Here is a 21,221-nt window from a genome sequence, read left to right as displayed (position 1 = left end):
ATTCGAAATCATTATATCCGCTTGCGTGTCATTTATGCAACACAAGAAGCGCTATGAGACAGATGAGTGTCATTAAAGAAACATTTCCTGTTGACATCCAAAGTCACAGAGGTGTATTGTGCAAGTGTCCAAAAGGACACGAAAGGAGGAGCTTGAGATGGATAAGTATCGGTTGGAGTATGAAATGCGTAAGCAGGGTATTTCGATGCATGATTTAGCCCAAAAGCTAGGCATGAGCCGTTCCACTCTGTATAGAAAATTGAACGGAATCACCGAATTTACTCTTGGAGAAATTCAAGAAACGTTGGATTTTCTAGGTCTTGAATCGCCTGCTGGAATTTTTTTTAAAAGCGAAGTGTCCTAAAAGACACAACACTTAAAGAAAGGACACACACCCAGGAAAGGAGAAACACATGAAATCAAAAGTACTGGCGAGCTTTCAGCCCTACTACATGGCGGGAGAAATCGCACTGCTGGAACTGCGGGACGGTTTCGCTATCGCCTATGACCACGACTCGGAAGACGGGACGTGCCGGAAGCTTTCCTTCTTCGAGAGCCTGATCAGAGCGACGGAGATCTACCGGCAGTATCTGCGACGGAACGGGTGAATGAAATGACACACATGGAAGAAGAAAAAGAAAGCCTCCGAAAGGAGGCTGTGACGGTCATTGAGCTGAAAGATAAAGAGAAAAAGCACAATGTCGTCTTTGTGAAAAATGGAATCGAAATCGGTAAGGCCTGGGTTGAACCACAGAGAGTTAATCGTTAGGGAATTGCTCAGACAGCTCTTTCAGAAATTTGTCGAACAGAATCCGATAAACAGCCACCGGGTCAACCGTGACATCAATTGGTTCAACACCTATTTGTTCAACGGTTGCCTGAATCGCATCCTTTCGGGATCTTTCGATTTCATTATCCAGAAAATGCATAGCAAGAGAATGGGCGCGTTCAACGTTAGTCATAAACAAATCCGCCTTTCTTTAATCAATTTAATTATAACTCACATTGGGTAAAGAGGTGATAACAAAATGTTCCCAAACCTTTTAGGCCAACAGGCGTATCACAAATTGACTGACGCGCAGATGGGCGAAGTTATCGGAATGACCAGACAGGCATATAAACAAAAGCTCAGAACAGGAAAATTCACGGCCCTGGAATGTCGGAAATACTGCGAACGTTTCGGAAAAACGTTTGAATACCTGTTTGCAACTGAATGAAAGGACACATATGTACGACAAAGACGACGTGATAAGAATCATCAACGGTATCCGCTACGAACTCGGGGAAGAATTCCTATGCCAGAGAAATATTGCCCATATGGATTATCAAAAATCAGGTAACAAGGCTGACAAAACCAGAGCGGACACTTGGAACGACGCGAGCGAGGTCGTCTGGATGGCGATCACACACGCATTGGAGAGAGTCGAATGACAGAAAAAGAAGCCGTCAAGGTGATTGACGGCAGATACATAACTCTGGAGAAGCTGAAGCTCCAGAGAGAGATGAGGGAACGAGAGAGACGGCAGCCAATCGTCGTTTACGAAGACGGTGAGTCAAAATTTATGTCATTTCTGGCATTGGTATTCTCGGTAGTTGCGCTGCTGTTGTCGGGGCTTGCAGTGTTCGTCTGGTAGGAAATGCAAGCTGCAATGACGGCAACAATCAATGAGGCAAGAGAAACCAGGAATGAAGCGGTAACCAGCAGGCGATCCCATGATTTGTCCTCGAGATACTGACGACCAACAGCAGTTAGCTGAATGTCACTACGATCAACGATAAAGCCATCCTGAGTTACGAACTTCGAAACTATGCAGTCTGATACTCCGTTAAGAATACAGACGGCATCCATATGTTCAATTTGGAACTTGTGGGCAACGTCCTCGGCTGAACAGTTCGGGTTCTTGAAGACGAATTTCAACAGCCTTCTAGTGGATGGAATATTGGATTTCATAATCAAACCTCCGTCAACAAAGGATAACAGAAAGGAAATCTCATGGAAGAAAAAGAAAACCCCTCAGCGGCGACCGAGGGATTGGAAAATTACTGTCTGTATCGATGCAAGGACAGATCGCCTGGCTGCCCGGAAAAGCCAGATCTTGAATGTGCGAATTACATGATGCGCATCAAGGCGAATACAAGAGTCAAGGCCTGGGCATGCACCCTCCTGATTCTAGCCACTGCTGTATTAGTTGTGTGGCTATGGTGGATAGGACTGCCACAACAAAGGGTAGAAGAACCGAACCAAAAATGCGTGAGATCGTCTGATTCTTTTTCCAGCGAAGGTACCGCATATAACGAGTGGTGACATAGGCCTTGCGGTCAGCTGAGGGAGTCTTATCTGCAAGGGTGTCATGAAACGAATAGCGGACTACAACAAGCTTTTCCCGAAGAAGGGCGGCTTCATACGGCCCCAGAACATCAGCATTTCTTCGAAATCGGTAAAGCACATATAATCGGATTCTTTCAGGCCAGAAAAGGTTCAGGTTTGAAAAATCTTCATTCATCGATTCTATTTCCTTTCTTTCACAGAAAGGATAACAGAAAGGAAATCTCATGGAAGCTACATATTTCAACCCGCTCATGACCTACACCATTGAGGATGTAGCGGGGCTCATGCACTGCGGAAGGGAGTCTGTGAACACATGGCTGGAAACAGGCATCCTACAGGGCATCAAGACGGGGAAGGCAACAGTCATCCCCAGCGGAGAACTGGCCAGATTCCAGGAGGAATACCTGGGGCAGAACGTGTGCAATCTCAAACGGGCACTGGATGCACGGAAAGCAGTGCAGGGGAGGACACAGGCATGATCATCACCATCAGAAACAAGCGCTACAAGCTGTCACCTGGACTGACAGAGTTTATCCGTGGTTTCCAGTACGGCCTGGGCCTGACCTTCTGTCTTAGTATTGGAGTCCTGCTGGTCATGGCATTCATGCTGGCGGCTCTGAGGTACGGGGTATGACCGAGTACCAGATTATCAAGGAGCCTGGTGGATTCCGGACTTGGAAGCACAAACGGATCGCAGGATGGGCGATGGGATTTGATTACATGCAGCCACTGAATCTGTACGACGACTACTCCGAAGCAGCACTTGCCCGGGTCGAACTTTACCGGAAGCTGCCACTGTCAGAGCTATGGCTGGAGGATGAAAGATGACAAAGGAAAAGAAAAACCCCTCAGCAGCAACTGAGGGGGAATACATGACTTGTGTTTCTCAGAGAGCAGAGAATGAGATTTCTGAGAATACCACAAGAATTGAACTGATGTTCCGCGGCATTTGCTGGAAACAGAAAGCAGCTGACGGTGTGAGCTTTGTTTTCAGTAAGAAGCCAACGATAGAACAGCTTGAAGAAATGCGCGGGGTCTTGAGGGAACTGATTGAAAATCCAGACCTAATCAAACACTCGGATCAGATTCCCAATTCCTGCTCATAACCAAACCCTCCTTTCATTAAGGAGAGCATAACAGAAAGGTAACAAATGAAAACTGAAATCGGAAGGCAGCGGGCTGTCATAGCCCGGCTGCACCACGAACTGTACCAGGCGAAGATCCACGGATCGAGTCTGGCCAAAATCGAAAAGCTCCGCCGGAGAATGATGGCGGAGGAAAAGAAACTGAACATGATGATCTTTGCAGCACAGGTGAAAGGAGACTGAGATGAACGAAATCTTTGATCCTATCCTGACTGACTTTGATACCTGGGAAAAGATGTGGGCCGACGACAATCTCAACCAGGGCTATATCAGCGAATACAACCAGGGCAGACTGGAAGGCTTTTTGGAAGCCAAAGCGATCATTGAAGAATACATAAAAAAGTCCTGACATCGTCAGGACAAACCAATTAACCGACTAAATCTTAACACAATCGTGTCAGGCCGGTAAGGCCGGGATATAGAGAGACGCAAATAAAACGTGCTCGCTGATTTACAGTTCGTTGATTTGTTTATAGATCCTCTTTCTTATCCGTCTCCGGGCACAATATCCCGGCGTTACGGGCCTGGCACTGAAAGGATCACATGAAAGATAAATACAGCGTGTATTCGGACTTCGATGTCCGGAAGCACAAAAAGCACTTCACAGATTACCTGGAAGTGATCATACATCCAGATGGTTCAATCCACTACGCAGTACCTAGTCACCAGGAATACATGATCAATTTCATCTGCAGACGGGACAGGATAACCCCCAGACAACTGGAGAAGCGCTGTCCCAAAGCCTACTACTTCGATTACATGACCTGGCTTTGCAAGGAAAGCGGCTGCGTGAGCGTATGGTCGAATTTCATCAGAGCCGTCACATTCACAAAAGCACAGATCAAGGCACTCAACGAGCTGCGAGCTGCTGGAGTGTTGAACTTGGACATTAAGGAGGATTTCCCATGCTGCTGATCAAAACTATCACCGGACAGGTCGTGAATGCCGATTCTGTACAGATCTTCGCCATTGAGCGCCCCGCTGATTCTAACCGCTACATCGTGAGGGCCAAGACAGAAGACTGTCAGCTGCGTACAGACCTTGGCTACTACTGGAGCCCTGAACGGGCATGCGAAGAACTGGAAAAGCTGACTGAATTTCTGGGTAAGCGAAACAACGGGGTCTATGTAATGACTGACATCACCAGAAAAGAAGAGAAATAAAAGGAGGGAAAGGAAATGACGAAATCTGAAGAAGCACAGAAAAGGCTGGAAAACCTGTGGTACTACATCGACGGCTTTTGGCAGGCGGCTTCTCTGTCTGCGGATGCCAAAGAAGTAGTGGACCAGATGTTTGACCTGGTCCTGCAGAGTCTGGAGGAGCTGCACGGTGGATTCACCAGAGAGGATATCCTGAAAGCTGCAAAGACAGAACTTCCATACCCCTACGTTGATCTGGAAGATCTGGGGTTCACTGTCGAGGAAATCAAAGAATATGGCCGGGCTAACTGACGGGATGATGCCTCTGGAAGACGGTTTCATGGTTGAACGTCTCGACTGGCAAAAATCACCATTATACAGCTTACTGAAGGACGGCCACCATGTCGCTTACTTTGACTGTCTGAAAGCTGCACTTGGAGCATACAGGTGCATCAATCGATCAAGTATCCAGCCAAGACAGAAGGTCCTGGATGCGGTGAGACGGGCCGAGTCCTATGCCAAGGAGTGGGACAGATGACTGAGAAACGCAAGCCTCGACCGCTGGAAATCTCTATGGACAACCGGGTGTCAACCAGGCACTGGCTGGAAAACGGAGAGCTGAAAAGCGACAGAGACGAGAATGTGTGGACGGCGAAAAAGGCAGGAACCTGCAGGAAGAAAAGCTGTGGGAACTGCCAGCACGCTTATGTGCAACGACAGATTTACAACAGTCACGATCCTGATGGATTCGAGGCTGTCCTGAAATGCAGAAAGGGATACAGATGACAAACCAGGAAATGGTACTCGACATGCTGGAAAGACAGCACAAGTACGACAGGGCCATTGAAAAGGCTCACGGGATCCAGATCAGGGCCCTTGGGTCAGACAGACTCAAGGCTGCCCTGCTGGATGAAGTCGGGGAGCTGAATCACGCCATGAAAAGCCGCTGGTGCTGGTGGAAGAAGACCCAGGCGCCGGAGGACAGGGATGAGGTGCTGGAAGAGCTGGCAGATGTCTGGCATTTCGCTTTGATGATCATCCTGCACCTGACAGATAAGCGCCCGGATTGCCGGGAGGCTTTCCTGGAAGGAGCGGGTTATCCAAGCGCCGGAGAATCTTGTACAACACCGTGTGATTTCCTGCGGGGCTTTATCCGCTCTGACCTGTGGCTCACAGAAAATACACAGGCGTTCGTGAGTGCAGGAGTCCTGCTTACGGATCTGACCAGATGGTGCGGTTTCACGATCGCTGAGATCCATAAAGCATACAAAAAGAAAAATGCTGTGAATTTCCAGCGGATCCAGGAAGGGTACTGATGACTGAAAGATGGAAACCGGAAAAGGGCGAGTGGTATTGGTTTGTCGGTTCCGATATGGTGCCTCGTGAAGACCAATGGGAAAACTTCCTTCTCGATGGTGACTACTACGAATCCGGCAACTGCTTCCGCACTGAGGAAGAAGCCAAAGCAGCAGCCGAAAAAGTGAAAGCCCTGCTGCTGGTCCTTCACAAAAATCAGGAAAAAATGCGAACATCACCGGAACATTCTCAAAAAGTGAGAAGATCTACACCTGACTACTACAAGCGATTTTTCAAGGATGTTGAAATCCAGGTGAATGACATCACTCATCTATGGAACCTTGATTCAGATGAAGCTCAGGCTGTCCAGTATATCCTGCGAGCCAGATATAAAAATGATGGAAATGATGAACTGCAGGATCTTCGGAAAGCTGTGAATATGCTCAATATGGCAATCAAATGGAAGGAAATAGACCATGCCCGGGAATAACAACAAGCCTGTGAGATGTGTAGAGACGGGTCAGGTCTATCCATCACAGAGGGTGGCAATCGTTGACATGACCGGGAGATACAACGGTTACACGGCGGACAGATTCAAGAGCGCTCTTCGAACGGGGCAAACCTGCTTCAGCTACCATTGGGAACCGGCTGATGCTGCAGACCTGGAACCGGACAGAACGCCCCTTCTCGGTTGCCAACTCAGGGAAATCAGAAAACAGGAAGACATCTCAAGAGGTGAGCTGGCCGCTATGTTTGGTCACACACACGGCTGGATAAAGCGCATGGAAAATGGCGTATCTGCCATACCTCCAGAGCTGCAAAAATGGATGGAAGACCCCGGAAGTCCTGAGTATCCGGACAAGGTACTGGAGTCTTGCGGACTAACCAGAGGACAGCGGGCGTTTGCTGTTGGTCACAGTATCAGCAACAAGATTCAGGAACCCGTTCCGGTCACGATAATCAGGAGCGCCCCTGGGGAGCACTGCATCAAAGCCAGGGCGGATAATGGGACACTGTACTACCTGGCTCCTGTTGAGGTGGCAGCTAATGCTGAGTTAGCTGACCTCAACCCGTTGCCGGTTATCACTGGGCCGCCCAGCGGCTGTGGGATGCGATGTGTTATCACTGGGCCGCCCAGCGGCTGTGGGATGCGATGTGTTGACACTGGGCAAACATGGACCGACATAACAAGCTGCGCAAAAGATACCGGTGTGAGCTACAAAACCATTCAGCTCGCGGCCTATTCTGGCAGGAAGTGCCGGGGACTGCGTTATGAATTTTTGGAAGGAGAAACTGTATGAACGGAGTAACCGATTACGACGTCTTGGATCTGGCTGGTCAGGAGGAAAATCTGGACCGACTCTGTGATATAAACGACCGGATCAGCAAGATGGAAAAGGAAGTCAAGCGGTTGAAAAAAGTCAAAGAGCCACTGGAAAAAGGGATCAAGTCGATGTTGGAAAACGCTGACATCGGCATCACGGTTGGTTACCAGGTTGACTACAAGCGGGGGACCACACACAGATTCAACAGCGAAAAGTTGAAAGAGGAAAAACCGGATATTTTTGAAAGATACTACGAAGAGCGGCCGCTGCGGCGCTTTTCCATCAAGCGCATCGAGACAGCGGGGGAGGAATTTGACTTTTGAAGTTTGAAATCACAAGTGGAAAAGACACCACAAAGGGCATCAAGACTCTGATTTATGGAACAGAAGGCATCGGCAAGACAACGCTGGCCAGCCAGTTTCCGGACCCGGTGTTTATCGACACTGAGGGCAGCACAACGCACTTTGACAACATCAAGCGACTTCCAAAGCCGCTGGACTGGAAAGAACTGAAGGATATGATCGCCTGGGTCAGCCAGGAAAAGCCTTGTCAGACACTGGTCATTGACACCTTCGACTGGGCCGAAATGGCCGAGGTTGATGCCCTTTGCAAAGAGAACGGCTGGCGGTCCATCGAGTCCCCGGGATACGGAAAGGGTTTCACCGAATCAGCTGAACGCATTGGCGGATTCCTCCGGTACCTGGAGACGAAGCTGGTTGATGAAGGTATCAATGTTGTTCTGAACTGTCACGCACAGACAGAGAAGATAGAGCTCCCTGAAGAACAGAGTGCATATGACAAATACGGGCTCAAACTGGGATCGAAGACTAAATCACGAACGTCTGCCCTGGTCAAGGAATGGGCTGACATGGTCCTGTTCTGCAACTACAAGACATATGTGGAGAGCGTCACCAGTGGTATGACGAAAAAAGGCAAGGCCACTGGCGGCAAAGAGCGTGTCATGTACGCGGAACACTCCGCTGTCTGGGACGCAAAGAATCGTTTCGGACTGCCGGCAGAAATGCCCATGGAGTACAAGCAGCTGGCGAAAATCTTTGACAGGAAGCCGAAAGCTCAACCGGTAAAGCCTGCACCGAAAAAGAAGGAACCGAAGCCGGAACCGGTGAAAGAAGAGCCGATGAAAACCGAAGTGTTTGACACAGATAGCCTGGCAGTTACATGGCCAGACAGCGTTCCGAAAACAGTCAGGGACATCTGCAAGAAAAACTCATTCATGCCAGACGATATCCAGAGGCTGCTTTACAACGAGAATATAGTCAAAACTCCGAACTTTGACCTGGCGAAGGTACCACCCAAGTTCTGGACTAGCTTCACATCTGAATTTGAGACAAGATGGGGGCCCAAACTCGACATCGCAAGACAAGACAATCTGCCATTTTAAAGAAAGAAGAGGTAAATGATTATGGATGACAACTTTTTCAAGTGGGATGACACAGTCACCGCTGATGCTCAGGAATTCGTGACTCTCATGCCAGGCAAGTACACCGGAAAAGTCACGAAAATAGAGAAACAGCGCTGCGAAAGTGGTGGAAAGATGAACGGCTGCCCGTTGGCGAAGGTCACGCTGGAAGTCGAGTACAACGGTGGCAAAGCCTATGTTTCTGACAATCTGTTCCTGGCACGCAATCTAGAGTGGAAGATCGCTCAGTACCTGCATGCGTTCGGGCTCAAGGAAAAAGGAGAGCCGGTACGAGCTGACAGGATCCTTGATTCCATGGGTAAAAGCTGCACCATCACAGTCTTCTGTCAGTCCGGCAAGGATGAGAACTACAAGACCTATACGCCGGAGGAAGTGGAGTACAACCTGAAACACGGGATCGATGTATTCTGCAAAATTAAATCCTACGAGCCGCTTTCGGAAACAGTGAATGCCTCAGCATCGGATGATTCGGAATTCGGCTTCTGATGAAGTACAAGCTCAGACCATACCAGTCTGAGGCCTGCCGTTCGATCATGGCAGAATTCGAGCAGGGAACGAAAAGGACCCTGCTCATTTTGCCAACTGGGGGAGGAAAAACCATCGTTCTGTCTGGCATAGCTTATAAATTTGCATACGACAGAAACCGGAACCCCACAGGCGGCAAGGTCCTCATCCTGGCACACCAGAACATCCTTATTAACCAGGCAGCTGACAAATTTCAGACGGTCATGGAGCTGCCTGTATTCCGGGAACAGGGCAGACAGACAGGATGTCTTGAACCAGTTACCGTCTCCAGCATGCAGACAATGCAGAGACGACTGGACCGGTTCCCGCCAGACTTTTTCCGGCTCATCATCATAGACGAAGCGCATCACGCCATGTCAGCCGGTTACCAGCGGATCCTTGAACATTTCACTGATGCCCGGGTGCTGGGAGTGACTGCGACTCCTGACAGAGCTGACGGAAAGAAGCTTTCCTGTTTTGACTCCGTGGCATTCGAGTACACCATCAAGCAGGCCATTGACGATGGTTATCTGGTGCCGCTCAAAGTCAAAAGAGCACCGCTGACCATCAATCTGTCGAAGGTCAGAAAGCGTCGGGGAGACATGGATGCTTCAGATCTGGGAAGTGTCATCGAACCGTATCTCCATCAGATCGCCGAGATAGCCCGTGGCATGGCAAAAGGCAGACGCATCGTGTGCTTTGTACCACTCATCAGGACGGCCAAGAAGGCGGCGGAGATTTTCAGCCACTACGGTTTCAGGGCTGCCTGGACAGCCGGAGAAGACGATGAAAAGACGGACAAGCTGGCAGCTTTCGCAGCTGGTGAGTTTGACATCATCTTCAACTCCATGTTGCTGACGGAAGGTTGGGACTGCCCGGAGACAGACTGTGTCATCGTGCTGCGGCCCACCATGAGCCGGGCGCTGTATGTCCAGATGGTGGGGCGGGGCCTTCGTCTGGCTGCAGGCAAGAAAGACTGTCTGCTTATCGACTTACTTTTCCAGAACGACAAATTCACGCTGGCAAGTCCGAAGGACATTCTGGGGGAGAACCGCAAGCGCTCAGGTGGCGGAGGAATGGCTCCGTGGATGACAGGCGGAGGACAGCAGACAGATGCAGAGCAGCGGCTGGCAAAGGCTTTGGACAAGGCGGCAAAGAAATACCAGGACCCCAGAGAAAGCGACAAATGGCGGTCTGTACTGGAGAATGCTCCAGCCAACGAGCTGTTTGACCCTCCGTGTTCAGACAGCCAGAAACGGAAATTGAAGGCTCTCAAGCTGGATGCCACAGCCCTGACCTACAGTCAGGCAGATGCCATTCTCAAGGCTGCAGAGGCTGAAAAAATGCCTTCCAACGCCATGCGCTGGCGGTTAAGCCAGCTGGGCTATTCAGATGAAGAAATCGCCGGTATGAACTTTCCGGCAGCAAGAAAAGCCCTGGCGAAGCAGAAGGCCATGGGCAGGTGGTAGCTATGGAATTTGATTATCAGAAGATTTTGGACTGTATCCCACCGTCTGTCACAGACAGGAACCAATGGGTGCAGGTAGGCATGGCCCTGAAGCAGGAAGGCTGTCCCTTTGAGATGTTTGACCGCTGGAGTGCAGGGGACTCTAGGCCGAACCAGTACCGAGGCTCAGAAGTGACTCGGAAGGTCTGGGACAGTTTCAAGAACAGCGGTTCTGGGACTGTGACCGGGGCGACTTTGACACAGATGGCCCGGAATCTGGGTATGGACCCGTTCCCGGCTTCTGACGGCTTCATGGACTGGGGCGACGAGATCACCAGTGATGGTGTGGAGCCTGTCCAGAAGACCATCAGACCTCCAAGACCAGACAAAAGCCGGAAAGATGTGTTCCAGATCGTAGATTATCTGGAAGCCGTATTTCAGCCAGATGATCATATCAATGTCATCACCAGCAGCTTTGTGGATGAAGAAGGTAAGCGGAAACCTATCGGCACCGGGCTGATGACCATCACAGTGGAAGAGTACTGTGACAGTCTCAGAAAGAGTGCTGACAGTCAGGATTGGTTCGAAGATACCTTCGGTGCCTACAATCACGAAGCTGGCGTTTGGGTCAGAGTAAACCCCATCTCCGGGACTCTGTCCGAAGGGCAGAAGGGTATCAGTGACAAGAACGTCACCAGGTTCGAGAACGCTCTTATCGAGTGCGACAGTTACACGCCGGAAGAACAGATCAGGCTCATCAGGGAACTGGGACTGCCTTACCGGGCGCTGGTCTACTCGGGCGGTAAAAGCGTGCACGCCATCGTCAAGGTGGACGGGCAGAGCCTGACGGACTACAAGGAGAAAGTTTCATGGCTGTTCGGTTACTGCACAGCCAACGGACTGCCTGTAGACACGCAGAACAAGAACCCCAGTCGGATGAGCCGGCTGCCCGGCGTTGACCGGGGGACTCAGAAACAGACTCTGCTGGAGACAGCAAAGCCAATGAAGTTTGACGAGTTCCGAAAGCTGGCACAGGCAAAGGAAGACGCCAAGGAGCTGGAGATAGAAAGTTTTGCGGATGTCTGCGACAACCTTCCACCACTGGCTCCGGAGCTCATCCATGGAGTGCTCAGAAAGGGGCACAAGATGCTCATTTCCGGCCCGTCCAAGGCTGGTAAAAGTTATGCGCTTACTTCTCTGGCTGTCGCCATGGCCGAAGGGAAGGACTGGATGGGGTACCAGGTGGAGCAGGGAAAGGTCCTGTACATCAACCTCGAAATCGACAGCCGCAGCTTCATGCAGCGCATCAAGGATGTGTATGACGCTCACGGCTGGAAAGTGGAGCACCCGAACAATTTCCGGATCCTGAACCTGCGTGGGAAGGCTGAGGCGCTGGACAGCTTCGCGCCCAAGCTGGAAGCAAGGATACGGAACCGGGGTTACTCTCTGGTCATCGTTGACCCGATTTACAAAGTCATCACAGGAGACGAAAACAACGCCTCTGATATGGGAAAGTTCTGCAATCTCTTCGACAGGATTTCCCTGTCCGGGGAGTGCGCCGTCGCTTATTGTCACCATCACAGCAAAGGCTCACAAGCCAGTAAAAATGCCATAGACAGGGCCAGCGGTTCCGGTGTCTTTGCTCGGGATCCGGACGCCATCATTGACATGACCAGGCTGGATATCACAGATGCAGACCGGGAAGAGATCAAAGCCAGACTGGCTGAGAAAGTCTATGACGACAAGCTGCACGAGACCGGACAATGGGACAACCTGCAGAAGATACATCCGCAGGATCTGGCAGACCGTATAGCCAAGCAGGAGCTTATCAGGCAGCATTTTGAGCTGTTCCCGGACAGGAAGGAAGAGTTTGAAAGAACGCTCTCAGAGGCCCAGAAACTGGGGGACTGCCCGGCTTATCGCATCAGTATGACGCTGCGGGAATTCGCCAGCCCCGATGACACCGATGTGTTTTTCCAGTTCCCGAAGCATGTCGCAGACCCTACGGGTGTGCTGGCAAATACTTTTCTGGAAGGAGATAACGACATCGCAGCTATGAACAAGAAGAAGGAAGAAAAAGTGAAACGTCGGGCAGATAAAAAGCGAGAGTGGTATGACCAGCAGAGGGACGAAGGAAAGACCGTCAAGGTCAACGATATCAAGGTGAAATTCGGATGTGCCCGCAATACCGTAAAGCTCTGGGTGGAGCGTCAGGCCGACCTGGTACGGCTGGAAAACGGCACGATCCTTTACCTTGATGAGCTGGAAAATCAGGACCAGACAGCTGGTGGTCAGCCGGTGGTCAGCGAAGATTGACCACCTGACCACTTGATAGGTGGTCAACTGGTCAAAATCCCGCATATTGACCACTTTTCTGACCACTAGGCAGGTGGTCAATTTCCGAATCAGAAAAAACTGACCACCAAGGCGGTGGTCAACTGGTCAATTTCCCGGAAACTGACCACTACGTCAGGTGGTCAATTTTGGTGGTCAATTTCCCTTATATATAGTCAGATAACTGACCATCTCGCCTGACGGCTCGGTCTAGCGCCCTAGTCAGTTTCGGCCCATGGGAGCCGGAAACCTGACGCGGGCTGTTCCTTGACCGTCACCGTCTATGTGCAAAATGACAGGAGAAAAAGCGAAATGAGAAGTGTAATAATCTGCTTAAAAAGCGAAAACGTTGAGCCGCAGGAGGCACGAGCATGAGTGACATGATCAGGATCATGATCCCAGGAGAGCCTTACCGGAAGACTCATCAGAGTGGTACACATATCGGCCAGGGACGGACGTACAAGGACGCAGGGCTGCGGGAAGTGGAAAGCCGACTGATGGAAGCCCTGAAGCCTTACGCACCGTCAGCGCCATGGAATGGGCCCGTGGCTCTGTCTGTGGCATTCGCCTACGGAACAAAAAGTGAGAAAAAAAGCGGTTTATGGAAGATCACAAAACCGGATACAGACAACCTGATGAAAACCTTGAAGGACTGCATGACTGCCTGCGGATTCTGGTGGGACGATGCCCAGGTCGTCGAAGAGTCCGCTAGCAAGTATTGGGATGTGGATCCGCATATCTCGATTGTCGCGACGAAACCGGAAGGAAATGGAAGATGACTGAAAAAGTGCAGGCTGTACGGCCGAAAATAAGCCACGCTCTGGTCGATAAGCTCATCGGCAAGGAATATATCAGAATTTATCATTGCGGCGTTTGTGGGGGCTCTGTGGGCTTCTCAGAGGTATCCTGTAAAGTGTGTGAAACCGCAGTGGACTGGAACGGAGTAAAGCAGGGACAGAAAGGGAGAAAAAGGAAAAGCAGTTTTTGAGGAAGAAAATGCGCTTGAAAAGCTAAAAATCACAGGAAAAGACGAATCTGGGATGTCTAGAATTTTCGATATGCAATACATTACAGACACAAGAACTTTGCACTCTGATACTGGCCAGGATGGGAAAAGTGATATGAAAAAATTACAAAGGGAAATAAAAAAATGGTTAAACAAAAGTGGATGAAAAGCGCTTGCATTATCGTTTTAATTGCTGTTCTGTGCTTATTGAATTGCTTGAACATACATTTCACTCTAAACGAGGGATTTGTGGGGGTGACTATGACAGTTATCTCTGTATTGTTTGGGTTTATTGTGACTGCGATTTGCAACCTTTATGGACGATACACTACCCGAAAAATGGTTTCCGCCGATCATCCGATTTACAAAAACTTGTCACAATTGATGGTATTGCGGAACAATCTGCTTAAAACGGTACGTGGGATGTTTATCCTTTTGGCGATGTCAATAGTCTATTATTTATGGATTGGCGGTGCAGGTCGTTTTGTTTCAGAGTTTATGGGACCTCGAATCATAACTATTTCAAAAGAAATATCCAGTAGCCTGTATGTTTTTATTCTCATGGTTTCTCTTCTCCGTTGCTATAAGCAATCAATAATCTTGTTGACTATTCTCTATAATGAAGCTATTTTAGAAAACCGGGCTCGTTCACTTGAAAGTTGACGACAGCGGAAATAAAACCCGAGCTATTTGCCCGGGTTTTTCTGAATGTCTGCTCTGATAAGCTGCTTGATGTAAGTACTGAAGGTTTTTCCCTCCAGCCACTTGAGGATATCGGCATCTGTGGTCTTGTTGAAATCCAGTTTCTTCTGGACGATGGACCTGGCTTTGTATTTGGCCGTTGCCTTCTTCTGAGCTTCAGCCACCATTTTTGATACCGGTGATAAGTTTGGACGTTGCAGCAAATGCAGCAGTGATTCCAAGGAAGAAGGACGATGCCCGAAGAAGCGGACTTTCAGCTGTTGTGTTGGTGATGAATGCTGCAATGACGAGGACAACAGATAAAATCAGACTCATGGTTTTCATTTTCGTTCACCTCCGATTAAAATGAGAGTGTAAGGAGAGACCCACAGAGAGGGAGTTAATCCCTTCTGTGGTCAGCAATCCACATCAGTATCGCTGAAATCCCGACCAGAGCTTCGATGATACCGAGCGTTGCCTGAATCATGGCAATTGCTTTTTCCATGTTCTCTCCTCCTTACATCTATAGTATATATGATTACGCATATATCTGCAAGAGTCTTTTTGCATTTTATGCGCATTTTTATTACTGTTTTCAGGATTTCAAAGGCGCAGGAACTAATTTTTATTACATAATTGACTTGGGTAAAAGCTACCCCAAAGAATAGCGGGCGACACGGCCCGCTATATTTTTCAGAAAGTTTTGCTGATTTGAAAGTTTTGCGGAAAGGGAGGTAATCATGAACCCAATCATTGCTATTTGTGACTTCACTGCATACCCTGCACTGAAAGGAGAAAAACTTTTCCTGGAACAGAAGCTGGAAAGCATCCAGCAGGAAAAGCGGGATCTGTACTCTCCTTCCGCTATTCAGTACGATTCAGAATCCGGGCACAGTCAGAATCCGAAAGGCACGGACAAGATCCTGATCAGTCTCATCACCGAAGAGCAGAAAGCTGTTGAAAGGCTTTCCGTCGTCAACGGTCGGCTGGAAGAGACTGAAAAACTTGTTTTCTCTTTAACGAGTCCTGAACAGGACTATGTAAAGGAAAAGTATTTCAACCGAAGCACGTGGGAAGAAATGGAGAAAAAGTTTTTCCGCTCCCGAGGAGCTATCGACTACCATATCCGCAAGGCGATCGAAGGGATTTGAACGTGTCAACAATGGAAGAGAAGTTTCTTAAAATATTAAAGATGCGATCCCTGGAATCCGAAAACAAAAGCCCGGTCATTTGACCGGGTGTTTTGCTATAAAGTCTTTCATGAATGCGCTGATGGTTGCCGCCTGACCTACGCCCGCGGCATCGCATGCAGCTTTGAAATCATCACACAGCGCTTTGTTAAGCGTGAATGATTTTGAAATGATACCGGCTTTTTTTCGGTAATCTTTGTTATAGTCCGTTTGGGTTTTCATTTGCCAATTTTAAACGATTTCCCGAAACCGTTGAGCAAGTCGATGCCCAATATCAGCCAAGCAATAATGCAAAGAATCAAAGCGATAACCGCTATTACTATCTGAAATGTGTTTGCCATGATGTTGCCCTCCAGTCATAATAATCATATCAGACAGGCGGGGACTTTACCCGCCCATCTGATGCACAAGCCACTCTATCAGGTCTTTTATCCAGATAGAGAGCTGAATCCAAGCTACAAGTTTAGCCAGCCTGTCAGGCTTGGGTTCAGAGGCTCTTTGTTCAAGCTCTTCACGATTCTGTTGGAGTTCAGTGTAGAGCTTTTTATTTTTCTCTGTTCTTTTCATGAGCCGTTTTCCTTTCTAGCTTTCCGATGTAACCCTGATTGCATTGTCAATTTAACATGCACATTAGATTACTGTCAACGGCTAAAATCAAATAACTTTCACTTTTTTATCAAAATACAATAAAGCATATTACCATGCTCATATGTCCATGGCTTGTTTGTGGTCGTGGGTTTTACTTTTGGTCTACGGTGGTTCTGATGCTAGAGACTGAGCGGAGCAGAGACAGACAGTGGAATCATCAGAAGAGCAGGGAATAAATAGATAATAATGATATAACAATATATTCATTCGTTGATTGATATATGAATGATCAAAGAATGATGAATGATAAACAAATGATAAAGGACAGACACGGACGGTGAAGACGATGGTAAATCAATTATTTAGTTATTTAATGTACCGAGTCCGTCGACCCCCGAAGTTTACACAAATTATTTTAATAAAAAGTTAATGAACCCCCCTATATGTAGAAATGATGCACCTTCCGGGGGAACGGTGCGGGGGAGTTTGGAAAAACGCTGAAATGTTATAACAAAGGGGGTTTGTTTAAGAAAATCTGATGTAATCTTGGGCCATTTTAGGAAGTTCCTAAGGGAAATCCATGAGATGATGTAAGCGAAGAAAAAGGCAGGAGCCTTGCTTCACGATTTCCTTTCATCCTCCGACTGGAGGATTTTTATTTATCTGAAAGTAGGTCAGACATGGGACAGAGAACAAGAGGCGCCCGGAATTTTGCCCTGAGATTCTATAAATCGAAGGCGTGGAAGCATAAGTCAAAGACTTATCGACAGGCGCATCCACTTTGCGAACGGTGCCTGGCAAAAGGTCTTTATACTCCGGCGGAACTGGTGCATCACAAGAAGCACATCACAGAAGAGAACCAGTATGACCAGAACATTTTGTTCAGCGACGAGAATCTGGAAAGTCTGTGCAGAAAATGCCACGGCGAAGAGCACAGTGGCAACGAAAAGGCGAAATTCGACATGGAAGGGAGGCTGATACTGTGAAAGCGAAATCCAAAGAGTTCTACAAAAAAAGGATCATCAAGGACATGACAGAGCTGGGGATCTATCGGCCACAGTTTGACCAGCAGATAGAACAGCTGGCTATGACCTATTACATGCGAGACTTGAACCTGCAGCAATGGGAAGAGGCTGACGGCTTCGCGCAGTTCATCCCCTACACGAACAAAGCCGGAGCCACAAACATCAGCAAACACCCCGGATACCTCAACAACCTGCAGTACGGTGAACAGATACTGAAATACCTGAAATCCCTGGGACTGACCCCGACGGATGCAAAGAAGCTGAATATCTCTCTGGATACGGAGAGCGATGACTTTGACGACTTCGTCACTTGATGAATTTACCTATCTGCAGGAATTCAAACAGGACATAGCGGATGGCAAATATGTTCTGGGTCAGTGGATGCAGCTCAATATCCAGTATGTGGAAAAGTGCTTGTCAGAAGGTAAATGTCTGTATGACCCACTGAAAGCAGAGAAGAAGATCCGGTTCATAGAAACGCAGTGTCGTTATGTTGAAGGGCGATCAGGCCCGTTCCTGCTGGAAAGCTGGCAGAAATACATCGTAGCCTGCATTTTCGGTCTGGTGGATGAAGACGGATTCCGGCACTTTACGGAAATCGTGCTCATCATCGGGCGAAAGCAGGGGAAATCCACTTTCGCAGCAGCTCTGGAAATGACCATTGCTTATACAGAACCTGAGCTGGGTATGCAGCTGTACAACCTCGCTCCCAAGCTGCAGCAGGCAAACATCATCTATGACCAGACTCTCCTGATGATCGCCAAAAACAAGACAGCCTCGAAACTGGGGAAAAAGCGACGCTCAGATTTCTATATTGCAAAGACCAACACAAAAATCTCCCCGCTGGCTTTCAACTCCAAGAAGTCAGACGGCTTCAACCCATACTTTGCCTGCTTCGATGAATTTGCAGCGTGGGAAGGTGTCAAGGCGGTAGACATGTGGAACGTTATGCTGTCAGCTCAGGGCGGGCGGCATGATCCAATTAACCTGGCATGTTCGACGGCGAACTTCATTGACGGCGGTCTGTATGATGAACTGTTTCCCAGGTGCACCTCCGTACTGCTGGGGACTTCTGAAGAAGAGAACCTGCTGCCTTTCCTGTTCATGATCGATGACATCCAGAAATGGGACGACGTTCAGGAGCTGAAGAAGGCGCTGCCAAACCTTGGCGTTTCTTTCTTTGAGAAGAACCTCCAGAAAGAAATCCGAAAGGCTCACGCAAGCCCGAGCTATAAAAATGAGTTCATTTGCAAATACTGCAACATCAAGATGAACACAGTAGCTGCATGGATCCCGCAGGAAGCAATCAGGCTTTCCCAGGGGGATGTCATAAAGCCCGAAGATTTCCAGAGAATGGCGTGTGTCGGAGGAGTGGACCTGTCTCAGACCACCGACTTGACCAGCGCCTGCGTCGTCATCAACTTCGAGGGTGTGAATTATGTATATTCGCACTTCTGGATACCGGCAGGCAGGCTCAAGGACCTGACAGAGAGGGACAACGTTGATTACTCAGCGATGGTATCACATGGATTTCTGAGCCTGTCCGGCGATAAATTTGTGGATTACAAAGATGTAACCAAATGGTTCGTGGATCTCCGCAAGGAATACAAGTTGAACATCCTTGTCATTGGATATGACCGTTACAGTTCAACCTACTTCGTCGATGAGATGAAGCAGCAGGGGTTCCTGATGGATGACGTCAATCAGGGCACGAACCTGAGTCCGATACTGACCGAGTTTGAAGGCTTGATCATGCAGGGGCTCATCCAGACAGGAACGAACGGCCTGCTGCAGTCGCATATCCGGAACACCGCCATCAAACGGGAAGCGGACGGCAAGCGTATGCGGATGCTCAAGATAAGCGAAACGAAACACATTGACGGAATGGCAGCACTCATTGATGCGCTGACCGTCAAATCGAAATACAACGATCAATACAAGTGGATACTGGAGGGCAACAAGAAACGTGAATAACTTCCTGACCAACATGTTCCGACACCGAAGGAACAGAGACCCCGCACCAGGGGAACAGATGCCATACGGGACACAAATCACCATCCCGGACTTTCTGATGCAGATGCTGAGTGGGCAGATACAGACAGACCTGACCGGCAATAAGTATCTGAGCAAGGATATCTATGAGTTGGCACTGGCAAGGGCCTGCATCAACAAGATAGCCACAGAGTGCTCCAAAGCTACGCCTGTGCTGACAAAGCCAAATAAGCGGGTGGAGTACTTCGTGAGCAAATACCCGAACCCGTACCAGACGGCAAGTCAGTTCATTTACCAGCTGGTGACCATCCTGCTGGCAGAGAACAACGCCTATGTTATCCCGATCCTGGATGAATTCGGCAAGACTTCCGGCCTGTGGGCTGCCAGACCTGACTCCTGCGAAATCGTGGATGTGTACGGACAGCTGTGGCTCAAGTACGAAACCGGGGACGGCCAGAAACAGATCATTGAGTACGAGCTGTGCGGTCATCTTCGAACGATGCAGAACAAGTCAACGCTGATGGGAGAAAGCAATATGCCATTCAAAAAAGTGGCTGCGCTTTATGAGCAGGACATTGATAAATCCATGGAGAAACTGGCGGCCAGTGAGTCGCCTGTCCAGTGGGTCGGTCAGCTGAATGCGCCTATCCTGGATGATGAGGCTCTGAAAGAAGAACAGGACAGACTGAACAGGCTGAACCTGAAAGGGAACAAAACCGGCACCTTCCTGTATGACAACCGCTATACCCGGATGGACCAGGTCTCAAAAGAGACCAGCATCATGTCTCCTGACGATATCAAGCAGATGGAGAATATGGCCTACAGCTACTGGGGGGTCGGCGAAAAGCTGCTACAGAATGCCTACACGGAGGATGAATGGAACGGCTTTTACCAGTCCAGAATCGAACCTATCCTGATACAGATAGGTGAAGTCCTGACAAAGGTCGTTTTCTCCAGGAACCAGATCATGGATGGAAACGCCGTCGAAATGGCATCCAACCGGCTGCAGTATGCCTCAATTAAATCCAGAATTGATGTGGCTTTCGGAACTTATGACAGAGGTATGGCGACCATGGACTCCAGCCTGGACATCCTGAACCTGCCACCGCTGCCAAATGGCGAGGGAGCACACAGATATATCCGCGGCGAGTACCGGCAGGAAGGCACTCCCGCAAAGAGCGAGAGAAAGGAGGAAAACGATGACACAGGAAACGACCCAGGAAGTGATGCAGCGAAGCCTGACGTTTCTGCCCGTGAACTCCGAGACAAAGAAAAGGATCGAGTCTGATTACTATGTCGAAGGGTACGCCACAACATTTGACAAGTATGTCCTGATGGAGCGGAATGGCCGGAAGATCTATGAAGAAGTCGCCCGCAACGCTTTTGATGGGGCGGACATGAGCGACGTTCTCTTCCAGTTTGACCATGACCAGTTCGTTTATGCGCGAACAGGCAATGGTTCGCTTGGCATCGAAGTGGATGACCATGGCCTGTTTATCTGGGCAGACCTGTCCAGAACGAGTCGGGCCAGACAGCTGTATGAAGACATCCAGGCTGGAAACATCACACAGATGTCAATCCGATGTCGGGCTGCCACGTCCTTTGATGGTGAGACGCAGACGATTGAACGGGTCTCCAAACTGATTGATGTGTCCGCGGTTTCTATCCCCGCAAACAACCACACAGAGATCATTGCCCGTAAGGTGAACGAATTCGACAACGAGCGCCAGCGGAAGAAACTGGCACTCAAACTGAAAGTAAACACAGAGAGGTAAAAAT

Annotated in this window: 39 protein-coding genes and 1 pseudogene; 33 read left to right on the top strand and 7 right to left on the bottom strand. The window is 49.0% G+C overall.

The genetic code is table 11. The features are described from left to right. Positions 1-118: 118 nt before the first annotated feature. Genes aalo17_RS06910 through aalo17_RS12830 form a run of 3 tightly spaced genes read left to right on the top strand, consistent with a single transcriptional unit; the run spans position 119 to position 769 of the window. Entirely contained in the window at positions 119-364 is a 246-nt protein-coding gene (locus aalo17_RS06910) for a helix-turn-helix domain-containing protein (RefSeq protein ID WP_338032524.1), read from the top strand. Positions 365-413: 49 nt separating this feature from the next. Continuing rightward, positions 414-608: a hypothetical protein gene (locus aalo17_RS06905; RefSeq protein ID WP_067557376.1), complete on the top strand. Its 195-nt coding sequence runs from the start codon at positions 414-416 to the stop codon at positions 606-608. A 14-nt stretch (positions 609-622) separates the two neighbouring features. Then, the gene (locus tag aalo17_RS12830) at positions 623-769 is read left to right on the top strand and encodes a hypothetical protein (RefSeq protein ID WP_158507753.1); all 147 of its coding nucleotides are present in this window, start codon (positions 623-625) and stop codon (positions 767-769) included. Here the strand turns inward: aalo17_RS12830 and aalo17_RS06900 are convergent. Next, complete coding sequence (locus aalo17_RS06900; RefSeq protein WP_067557373.1) at positions 759-962, bottom strand: hypothetical protein; 204 nt, start codon at positions 960-962, stop codon at positions 759-761. The genes aalo17_RS12830 and aalo17_RS06900 overlap by 11 nt on opposite strands. Positions 963-1,227: 265 nt before the next feature. Between aalo17_RS06900 and aalo17_RS06890 the strand changes: the two genes are divergently transcribed. Continuing rightward, the gene (locus aalo17_RS06890; RefSeq protein ID WP_067557367.1) at positions 1,228-1,431 is read left to right on the top strand and encodes a hypothetical protein; all 204 of its coding nucleotides are present in this window, start codon (positions 1,228-1,230) and stop codon (positions 1,429-1,431) included. Next, the gene (locus tag aalo17_RS12620; RefSeq protein ID WP_145907587.1) at positions 1,428-1,634 is read left to right on the top strand and encodes a hypothetical protein; all 207 of its coding nucleotides are present in this window, start codon (positions 1,428-1,430) and stop codon (positions 1,632-1,634) included. The genes aalo17_RS06890 and aalo17_RS12620 overlap by 4 nt, the downstream gene beginning before the upstream one ends. 507 nt (positions 1,635-2,141) lie before the next feature. On the opposite strand, the gene aalo17_RS06880 is transcribed toward aalo17_RS12620, so the two are convergent. Beyond that, positions 2,142-2,504, bottom strand: a complete 363-nt coding sequence (locus aalo17_RS06880) for a hypothetical protein (protein WP_067557361.1) — start codon at positions 2,502-2,504, stop codon at positions 2,142-2,144. A 49-nt stretch (positions 2,505-2,553) separates the two neighbouring features. On the opposite strand from aalo17_RS06880, the gene aalo17_RS06875 reads away from it, so the two are divergent. The 22 genes and pseudogenes from aalo17_RS06875 to aalo17_RS06785 all read left to right on the top strand — a co-directional run bounded on the left by aalo17_RS06875 (position 2,554) and on the right by aalo17_RS06785 (position 14,629). Beyond that, complete coding sequence (locus aalo17_RS06875) at positions 2,554-2,808, top strand: helix-turn-helix domain-containing protein (RefSeq protein WP_067557359.1); 255 nt, start codon at positions 2,554-2,556, stop codon at positions 2,806-2,808. Beyond that, complete coding sequence (locus aalo17_RS12825; protein WP_158507752.1) at positions 2,805-2,963, top strand: hypothetical protein; 159 nt, start codon at positions 2,805-2,807, stop codon at positions 2,961-2,963. Before aalo17_RS06875 ends, aalo17_RS12825 begins: the two co-directional genes overlap by 4 nt. After that, on the top strand, positions 2,960-3,157 hold the full coding sequence (locus tag aalo17_RS06870) for a hypothetical protein (protein ID WP_067557356.1): 198 nt from the start codon (positions 2,960-2,962) through the stop codon (positions 3,155-3,157). Before aalo17_RS12825 ends, aalo17_RS06870 begins: the two co-directional genes overlap by 4 nt. Further along, positions 3,154-3,435, top strand: a complete 282-nt coding sequence (locus aalo17_RS06865; protein WP_067557353.1) for a hypothetical protein — start codon at positions 3,154-3,156, stop codon at positions 3,433-3,435. Before aalo17_RS06870 ends, aalo17_RS06865 begins: the two co-directional genes overlap by 4 nt. A 45-nt stretch (positions 3,436-3,480) precedes the next feature. Beyond that, on the top strand, positions 3,481-3,657 hold the full coding sequence (locus aalo17_RS12820) for a hypothetical protein (RefSeq protein WP_158507751.1): 177 nt from the start codon (positions 3,481-3,483) through the stop codon (positions 3,655-3,657). A 1-nt stretch (position 3,658) separates the two neighbouring features. Continuing rightward, the gene (locus aalo17_RS12815) at positions 3,659-3,823 is read left to right on the top strand and encodes a hypothetical protein (protein WP_158507750.1); all 165 of its coding nucleotides are present in this window, start codon (positions 3,659-3,661) and stop codon (positions 3,821-3,823) included. Positions 3,824-4,017: 194 nt separating this feature from the next. Beyond that, entirely contained in the window at positions 4,018-4,389 is a 372-nt protein-coding gene (locus aalo17_RS06860; protein WP_067557351.1) for a hypothetical protein, read from the top strand. Further along, positions 4,380-4,637, top strand: a complete 258-nt coding sequence (locus aalo17_RS06855) for a hypothetical protein (protein ID WP_067557348.1) — start codon at positions 4,380-4,382, stop codon at positions 4,635-4,637. The genes aalo17_RS06860 and aalo17_RS06855 overlap by 10 nt, the downstream gene beginning before the upstream one ends. 15 nt (positions 4,638-4,652) lie before the next feature. Continuing rightward, on the top strand, positions 4,653-4,925 hold the full coding sequence (locus aalo17_RS06850) for a hypothetical protein (protein ID WP_067557345.1): 273 nt from the start codon (positions 4,653-4,655) through the stop codon (positions 4,923-4,925). A gap of 222 nt (positions 4,926-5,147) precedes the next feature. Further along, positions 5,148-5,399, top strand: a complete 252-nt coding sequence (locus aalo17_RS06840; RefSeq protein ID WP_067557339.1) for a hypothetical protein — start codon at positions 5,148-5,150, stop codon at positions 5,397-5,399. Then, positions 5,396-5,929: a dUTP diphosphatase gene (locus aalo17_RS06835; RefSeq protein ID WP_067557336.1), complete on the top strand. Its 534-nt coding sequence runs from the start codon at positions 5,396-5,398 to the stop codon at positions 5,927-5,929. Before aalo17_RS06840 ends, aalo17_RS06835 begins: the two co-directional genes overlap by 4 nt. Then, positions 5,929-6,399, top strand: a complete 471-nt coding sequence (locus aalo17_RS06830; RefSeq protein WP_067557333.1) for a hypothetical protein — start codon at positions 5,929-5,931, stop codon at positions 6,397-6,399. The genes aalo17_RS06835 and aalo17_RS06830 overlap by 1 nt, the downstream gene beginning before the upstream one ends. Then, complete coding sequence (locus aalo17_RS06825) at positions 6,386-7,210, top strand: helix-turn-helix domain-containing protein (RefSeq protein ID WP_067557330.1); 825 nt, start codon at positions 6,386-6,388, stop codon at positions 7,208-7,210. The genes aalo17_RS06830 and aalo17_RS06825 overlap by 14 nt, the downstream gene beginning before the upstream one ends. Further along, a complete protein-coding gene (locus aalo17_RS06820) occupies positions 7,207-7,557 on the top strand; it encodes a hypothetical protein (protein ID WP_067557328.1) in 351 nt (116 codons plus the stop codon). The genes aalo17_RS06825 and aalo17_RS06820 overlap by 4 nt, the downstream gene beginning before the upstream one ends. Beyond that, the gene (locus tag aalo17_RS06815) at positions 7,554-8,636 is read left to right on the top strand and encodes an ATP-binding protein (protein WP_067557326.1); all 1,083 of its coding nucleotides are present in this window, start codon (positions 7,554-7,556) and stop codon (positions 8,634-8,636) included. The genes aalo17_RS06820 and aalo17_RS06815 overlap by 4 nt, the downstream gene beginning before the upstream one ends. Before the next feature lie 21 nt (positions 8,637-8,657). Further along, positions 8,658-9,161, top strand: coding sequence for a DUF669 domain-containing protein (locus aalo17_RS06810; RefSeq protein ID WP_145907584.1), 504 nt, complete (start codon positions 8,658-8,660; stop codon positions 9,159-9,161). Further along, positions 9,161-10,648: a DEAD/DEAH box helicase gene (locus aalo17_RS06805; RefSeq protein ID WP_067557321.1), complete on the top strand. Its 1,488-nt coding sequence runs from the start codon at positions 9,161-9,163 to the stop codon at positions 10,646-10,648. The genes aalo17_RS06810 and aalo17_RS06805 overlap by 1 nt, the downstream gene beginning before the upstream one ends. 2 nt (positions 10,649-10,650) lie before the next feature. After that, a pseudogene (locus aalo17_RS13315) lies at positions 10,651-10,884 on the top strand (PriCT-2 domain-containing protein); the annotation flags it as partial. A gap of 24 nt (positions 10,885-10,908) precedes the next feature. After that, a complete protein-coding gene (locus tag aalo17_RS06800) occupies positions 10,909-12,942 on the top strand; it encodes an AAA family ATPase (protein WP_236940456.1) in 2,034 nt (677 codons plus the stop codon). A gap of 389 nt (positions 12,943-13,331) precedes the next feature. Then, a complete protein-coding gene (locus tag aalo17_RS06795; RefSeq protein WP_067557311.1) occupies positions 13,332-13,739 on the top strand; it encodes a RusA family crossover junction endodeoxyribonuclease in 408 nt (135 codons plus the stop codon). Next, positions 13,736-13,948, top strand: coding sequence for a hypothetical protein (locus aalo17_RS06790; RefSeq protein WP_067557309.1), 213 nt, complete (start codon positions 13,736-13,738; stop codon positions 13,946-13,948). The genes aalo17_RS06795 and aalo17_RS06790 overlap by 4 nt, the downstream gene beginning before the upstream one ends. Positions 13,949-14,110: 162 nt before the next feature. Then, positions 14,111-14,629 carry a hypothetical protein gene (locus aalo17_RS06785; protein WP_067557306.1) on the top strand — a complete coding sequence of 173 codons (519 nt, stop codon included), beginning with the start codon at positions 14,111-14,113 and terminating at the stop codon, positions 14,627-14,629. A 23-nt stretch (positions 14,630-14,652) separates the two neighbouring features. On the opposite strand, the gene aalo17_RS06780 is transcribed toward aalo17_RS06785, so the two are convergent. Together aalo17_RS06780 and aalo17_RS12810 are read right to left on the bottom strand one after the other, a co-directional pair. Then, complete coding sequence (locus aalo17_RS06780) at positions 14,653-14,835, bottom strand: hypothetical protein (protein ID WP_067557303.1); 183 nt, start codon at positions 14,833-14,835, stop codon at positions 14,653-14,655. Next, positions 14,825-14,992, bottom strand: a complete 168-nt coding sequence (locus aalo17_RS12810) for a hypothetical protein (protein ID WP_158507748.1) — start codon at positions 14,990-14,992, stop codon at positions 14,825-14,827. The genes aalo17_RS06780 and aalo17_RS12810 overlap by 11 nt, the downstream gene beginning before the upstream one ends. A gap of 395 nt (positions 14,993-15,387) precedes the next feature. Between aalo17_RS12810 and aalo17_RS06775 the strand changes: the two genes are divergently transcribed. After that, positions 15,388-15,798, top strand: coding sequence for a hypothetical protein (locus aalo17_RS06775; protein WP_067557300.1), 411 nt, complete (start codon positions 15,388-15,390; stop codon positions 15,796-15,798). Positions 15,799-15,873: 75 nt separating this feature from the next. Here aalo17_RS06775 and aalo17_RS06770 read toward each other — a convergent pair whose 3' ends face one another. The 3 genes from aalo17_RS06770 to aalo17_RS06765 are packed head-to-tail and all read right to left on the bottom strand — an operon-like array spanning position 15,874 to position 16,404. Continuing rightward, positions 15,874-16,059: a hypothetical protein gene (locus aalo17_RS06770; RefSeq protein WP_067557297.1), complete on the bottom strand. Its 186-nt coding sequence runs from the start codon at positions 16,057-16,059 to the stop codon at positions 15,874-15,876. Continuing rightward, positions 16,056-16,178: a hypothetical protein gene (locus aalo17_RS13165; RefSeq protein WP_255200501.1), complete on the bottom strand. Its 123-nt coding sequence runs from the start codon at positions 16,176-16,178 to the stop codon at positions 16,056-16,058. The genes aalo17_RS06770 and aalo17_RS13165 overlap by 4 nt, the downstream gene beginning before the upstream one ends. A 46-nt stretch (positions 16,179-16,224) precedes the next feature. Further along, the gene (locus aalo17_RS06765; protein ID WP_067557290.1) at positions 16,225-16,404 is read right to left on the bottom strand and encodes a hypothetical protein; all 180 of its coding nucleotides are present in this window, start codon (positions 16,402-16,404) and stop codon (positions 16,225-16,227) included. A 701-nt stretch (positions 16,405-17,105) separates the two neighbouring features. Between aalo17_RS06765 and aalo17_RS06760 the strand changes: the two genes are divergently transcribed. From aalo17_RS06760 to aalo17_RS06740, 5 genes are read left to right on the top strand one after another with little or no spacing between them, the layout of a single operon-like run. Next, positions 17,106-17,411: an HNH endonuclease signature motif containing protein gene (locus aalo17_RS06760; RefSeq protein WP_067557287.1), complete on the top strand. Its 306-nt coding sequence runs from the start codon at positions 17,106-17,108 to the stop codon at positions 17,409-17,411. Beyond that, entirely contained in the window at positions 17,408-17,764 is a 357-nt protein-coding gene (locus aalo17_RS06755; protein ID WP_067557283.1) for a P27 family phage terminase small subunit, read from the top strand. Before aalo17_RS06760 ends, aalo17_RS06755 begins: the two co-directional genes overlap by 4 nt. After that, the gene (locus tag aalo17_RS06750) at positions 17,745-19,424 is read left to right on the top strand and encodes a terminase large subunit (RefSeq protein WP_067557280.1); all 1,680 of its coding nucleotides are present in this window, start codon (positions 17,745-17,747) and stop codon (positions 19,422-19,424) included. Before aalo17_RS06755 ends, aalo17_RS06750 begins: the two co-directional genes overlap by 20 nt. A 58-nt stretch (positions 19,425-19,482) precedes the next feature. Next, positions 19,483-20,730: a phage portal protein gene (locus aalo17_RS06745; RefSeq protein WP_067557277.1), complete on the top strand. Its 1,248-nt coding sequence runs from the start codon at positions 19,483-19,485 to the stop codon at positions 20,728-20,730. Continuing rightward, positions 20,642-21,217, top strand: coding sequence for an HK97 family phage prohead protease (locus aalo17_RS06740; protein ID WP_067557274.1), 576 nt, complete (start codon positions 20,642-20,644; stop codon positions 21,215-21,217). Before aalo17_RS06745 ends, aalo17_RS06740 begins: the two co-directional genes overlap by 89 nt. The last annotated feature ends 4 nt before the right edge of the window (positions 21,218-21,221 follow it).

It is taken from the genome of Faecalibaculum rodentium (assembly GCF_001564455.1).
Taxonomy (GTDB): Bacteria; Bacillota_I; Bacilli_A; order Erysipelotrichales; family Erysipelotrichaceae; genus Faecalibaculum; species Faecalibaculum rodentium.
The sequence above is the reverse complement of the archived record's forward strand: the minus strand, read 5'-3'. Positions and strand labels throughout refer to the sequence as shown.

What these genes read in the sequence shown, in the direction of transcription:
- aalo17_RS06905 (WP_067557376.1), top strand. Translation starts at nt 414, where the DNA reads ATGAAATCAAAAGTACTGGCGAGCTTTCAGCCCTACTACATGGCGGGA.
- aalo17_RS06780 (WP_067557303.1), bottom strand. Translation starts at nt 14,835, where the DNA reads ATGGTGGCTGAAGCTCAGAAGAAGGCAACGGCCAAATACAAAGCCAGG.
- aalo17_RS06825 (WP_067557330.1), top strand. Translation starts at nt 6,386, where the DNA reads ATGCCCGGGAATAACAACAAGCCTGTGAGATGTGTAGAGACGGGTCAG.
- aalo17_RS12830 (WP_158507753.1), top strand. Translation starts at nt 623, where the DNA reads ATGGAAGAAGAAAAAGAAAGCCTCCGAAAGGAGGCTGTGACGGTCATT.
- aalo17_RS06850 (WP_067557345.1), top strand. Translation starts at nt 4,653, where the DNA reads ATGACGAAATCTGAAGAAGCACAGAAAAGGCTGGAAAACCTGTGGTAC.
- aalo17_RS06875 (WP_067557359.1), top strand. Translation starts at nt 2,554, where the DNA reads ATGGAAGCTACATATTTCAACCCGCTCATGACCTACACCATTGAGGAT.
- aalo17_RS12825 (WP_158507752.1), top strand. Translation starts at nt 2,805, where the DNA reads ATGATCATCACCATCAGAAACAAGCGCTACAAGCTGTCACCTGGACTG.
- aalo17_RS06860 (WP_067557351.1), top strand. Translation starts at nt 4,018, where the DNA reads ATGAAAGATAAATACAGCGTGTATTCGGACTTCGATGTCCGGAAGCAC.
- aalo17_RS06820 (WP_067557328.1), top strand. Translation starts at nt 7,207, where the DNA reads ATGAACGGAGTAACCGATTACGACGTCTTGGATCTGGCTGGTCAGGAG.
- aalo17_RS06800 (WP_236940456.1), top strand. Translation starts at nt 10,909, where the DNA reads ATGGACCCGTTCCCGGCTTCTGACGGCTTCATGGACTGGGGCGACGAG.
- aalo17_RS12620 (WP_145907587.1), top strand. Translation starts at nt 1,428, where the DNA reads ATGACAGAAAAAGAAGCCGTCAAGGTGATTGACGGCAGATACATAACT.
- aalo17_RS12810 (WP_158507748.1), bottom strand. Translation starts at nt 14,992, where the DNA reads ATGAAAACCATGAGTCTGATTTTATCTGTTGTCCTCGTCATTGCAGCA.
- aalo17_RS06760 (WP_067557287.1), top strand. Translation starts at nt 17,106, where the DNA reads ATGGGACAGAGAACAAGAGGCGCCCGGAATTTTGCCCTGAGATTCTAT.
- aalo17_RS12815 (WP_158507750.1), top strand. Translation starts at nt 3,659, where the DNA reads ATGAACGAAATCTTTGATCCTATCCTGACTGACTTTGATACCTGGGAA.
- aalo17_RS06805 (WP_067557321.1), top strand. Translation starts at nt 9,161, where the DNA reads ATGAAGTACAAGCTCAGACCATACCAGTCTGAGGCCTGCCGTTCGATC.
- aalo17_RS06775 (WP_067557300.1), top strand. Translation starts at nt 15,388, where the DNA reads ATGAACCCAATCATTGCTATTTGTGACTTCACTGCATACCCTGCACTG.
- aalo17_RS06745 (WP_067557277.1), top strand. Translation starts at nt 19,483, where the DNA reads ATGCCATACGGGACACAAATCACCATCCCGGACTTTCTGATGCAGATG.
- aalo17_RS06830 (WP_067557333.1), top strand. Translation starts at nt 5,929, where the DNA reads ATGACTGAAAGATGGAAACCGGAAAAGGGCGAGTGGTATTGGTTTGTC.
- aalo17_RS06835 (WP_067557336.1), top strand. Translation starts at nt 5,396, where the DNA reads ATGACAAACCAGGAAATGGTACTCGACATGCTGGAAAGACAGCACAAG.
- aalo17_RS06840 (WP_067557339.1), top strand. Translation starts at nt 5,148, where the DNA reads ATGACTGAGAAACGCAAGCCTCGACCGCTGGAAATCTCTATGGACAAC.
- aalo17_RS06890 (WP_067557367.1), top strand. Translation starts at nt 1,228, where the DNA reads ATGTACGACAAAGACGACGTGATAAGAATCATCAACGGTATCCGCTAC.
- aalo17_RS06795 (WP_067557311.1), top strand. Translation starts at nt 13,332, where the DNA reads ATGAGTGACATGATCAGGATCATGATCCCAGGAGAGCCTTACCGGAAG.
- aalo17_RS06900 (WP_067557373.1), bottom strand. Translation starts at nt 962, where the DNA reads ATGACTAACGTTGAACGCGCCCATTCTCTTGCTATGCATTTTCTGGAT.
- aalo17_RS06765 (WP_067557290.1), bottom strand. Translation starts at nt 16,404, where the DNA reads ATGAAAAGAACAGAGAAAAATAAAAAGCTCTACACTGAACTCCAACAG.
- aalo17_RS06770 (WP_067557297.1), bottom strand. Translation starts at nt 16,059, where the DNA reads ATGAAAACCCAAACGGACTATAACAAAGATTACCGAAAAAAAGCCGGT.
- aalo17_RS06880 (WP_067557361.1), bottom strand. Translation starts at nt 2,504, where the DNA reads ATGAATGAAGATTTTTCAAACCTGAACCTTTTCTGGCCTGAAAGAATC.
- aalo17_RS06740 (WP_067557274.1), top strand. Translation starts at nt 20,642, where the DNA reads ATGACACAGGAAACGACCCAGGAAGTGATGCAGCGAAGCCTGACGTTT.
- aalo17_RS06865 (WP_067557353.1), top strand. Translation starts at nt 3,154, where the DNA reads ATGACAAAGGAAAAGAAAAACCCCTCAGCAGCAACTGAGGGGGAATAC.
- aalo17_RS06855 (WP_067557348.1), top strand. Translation starts at nt 4,380, where the DNA reads ATGCTGCTGATCAAAACTATCACCGGACAGGTCGTGAATGCCGATTCT.
- aalo17_RS06785 (WP_067557306.1), top strand. Translation starts at nt 14,111, where the DNA reads ATGGTTAAACAAAAGTGGATGAAAAGCGCTTGCATTATCGTTTTAATT.
- aalo17_RS06870 (WP_067557356.1), top strand. Translation starts at nt 2,960, where the DNA reads ATGACCGAGTACCAGATTATCAAGGAGCCTGGTGGATTCCGGACTTGG.
- aalo17_RS13165 (WP_255200501.1), bottom strand. Translation starts at nt 16,178, where the DNA reads ATGGCAAACACATTTCAGATAGTAATAGCGGTTATCGCTTTGATTCTT.
- aalo17_RS06810 (WP_145907584.1), top strand. Translation starts at nt 8,658, where the DNA reads ATGGATGACAACTTTTTCAAGTGGGATGACACAGTCACCGCTGATGCT.
- aalo17_RS12820 (WP_158507751.1), top strand. Translation starts at nt 3,481, where the DNA reads ATGAAAACTGAAATCGGAAGGCAGCGGGCTGTCATAGCCCGGCTGCAC.
- aalo17_RS06790 (WP_067557309.1), top strand. Translation starts at nt 13,736, where the DNA reads ATGACTGAAAAAGTGCAGGCTGTACGGCCGAAAATAAGCCACGCTCTG.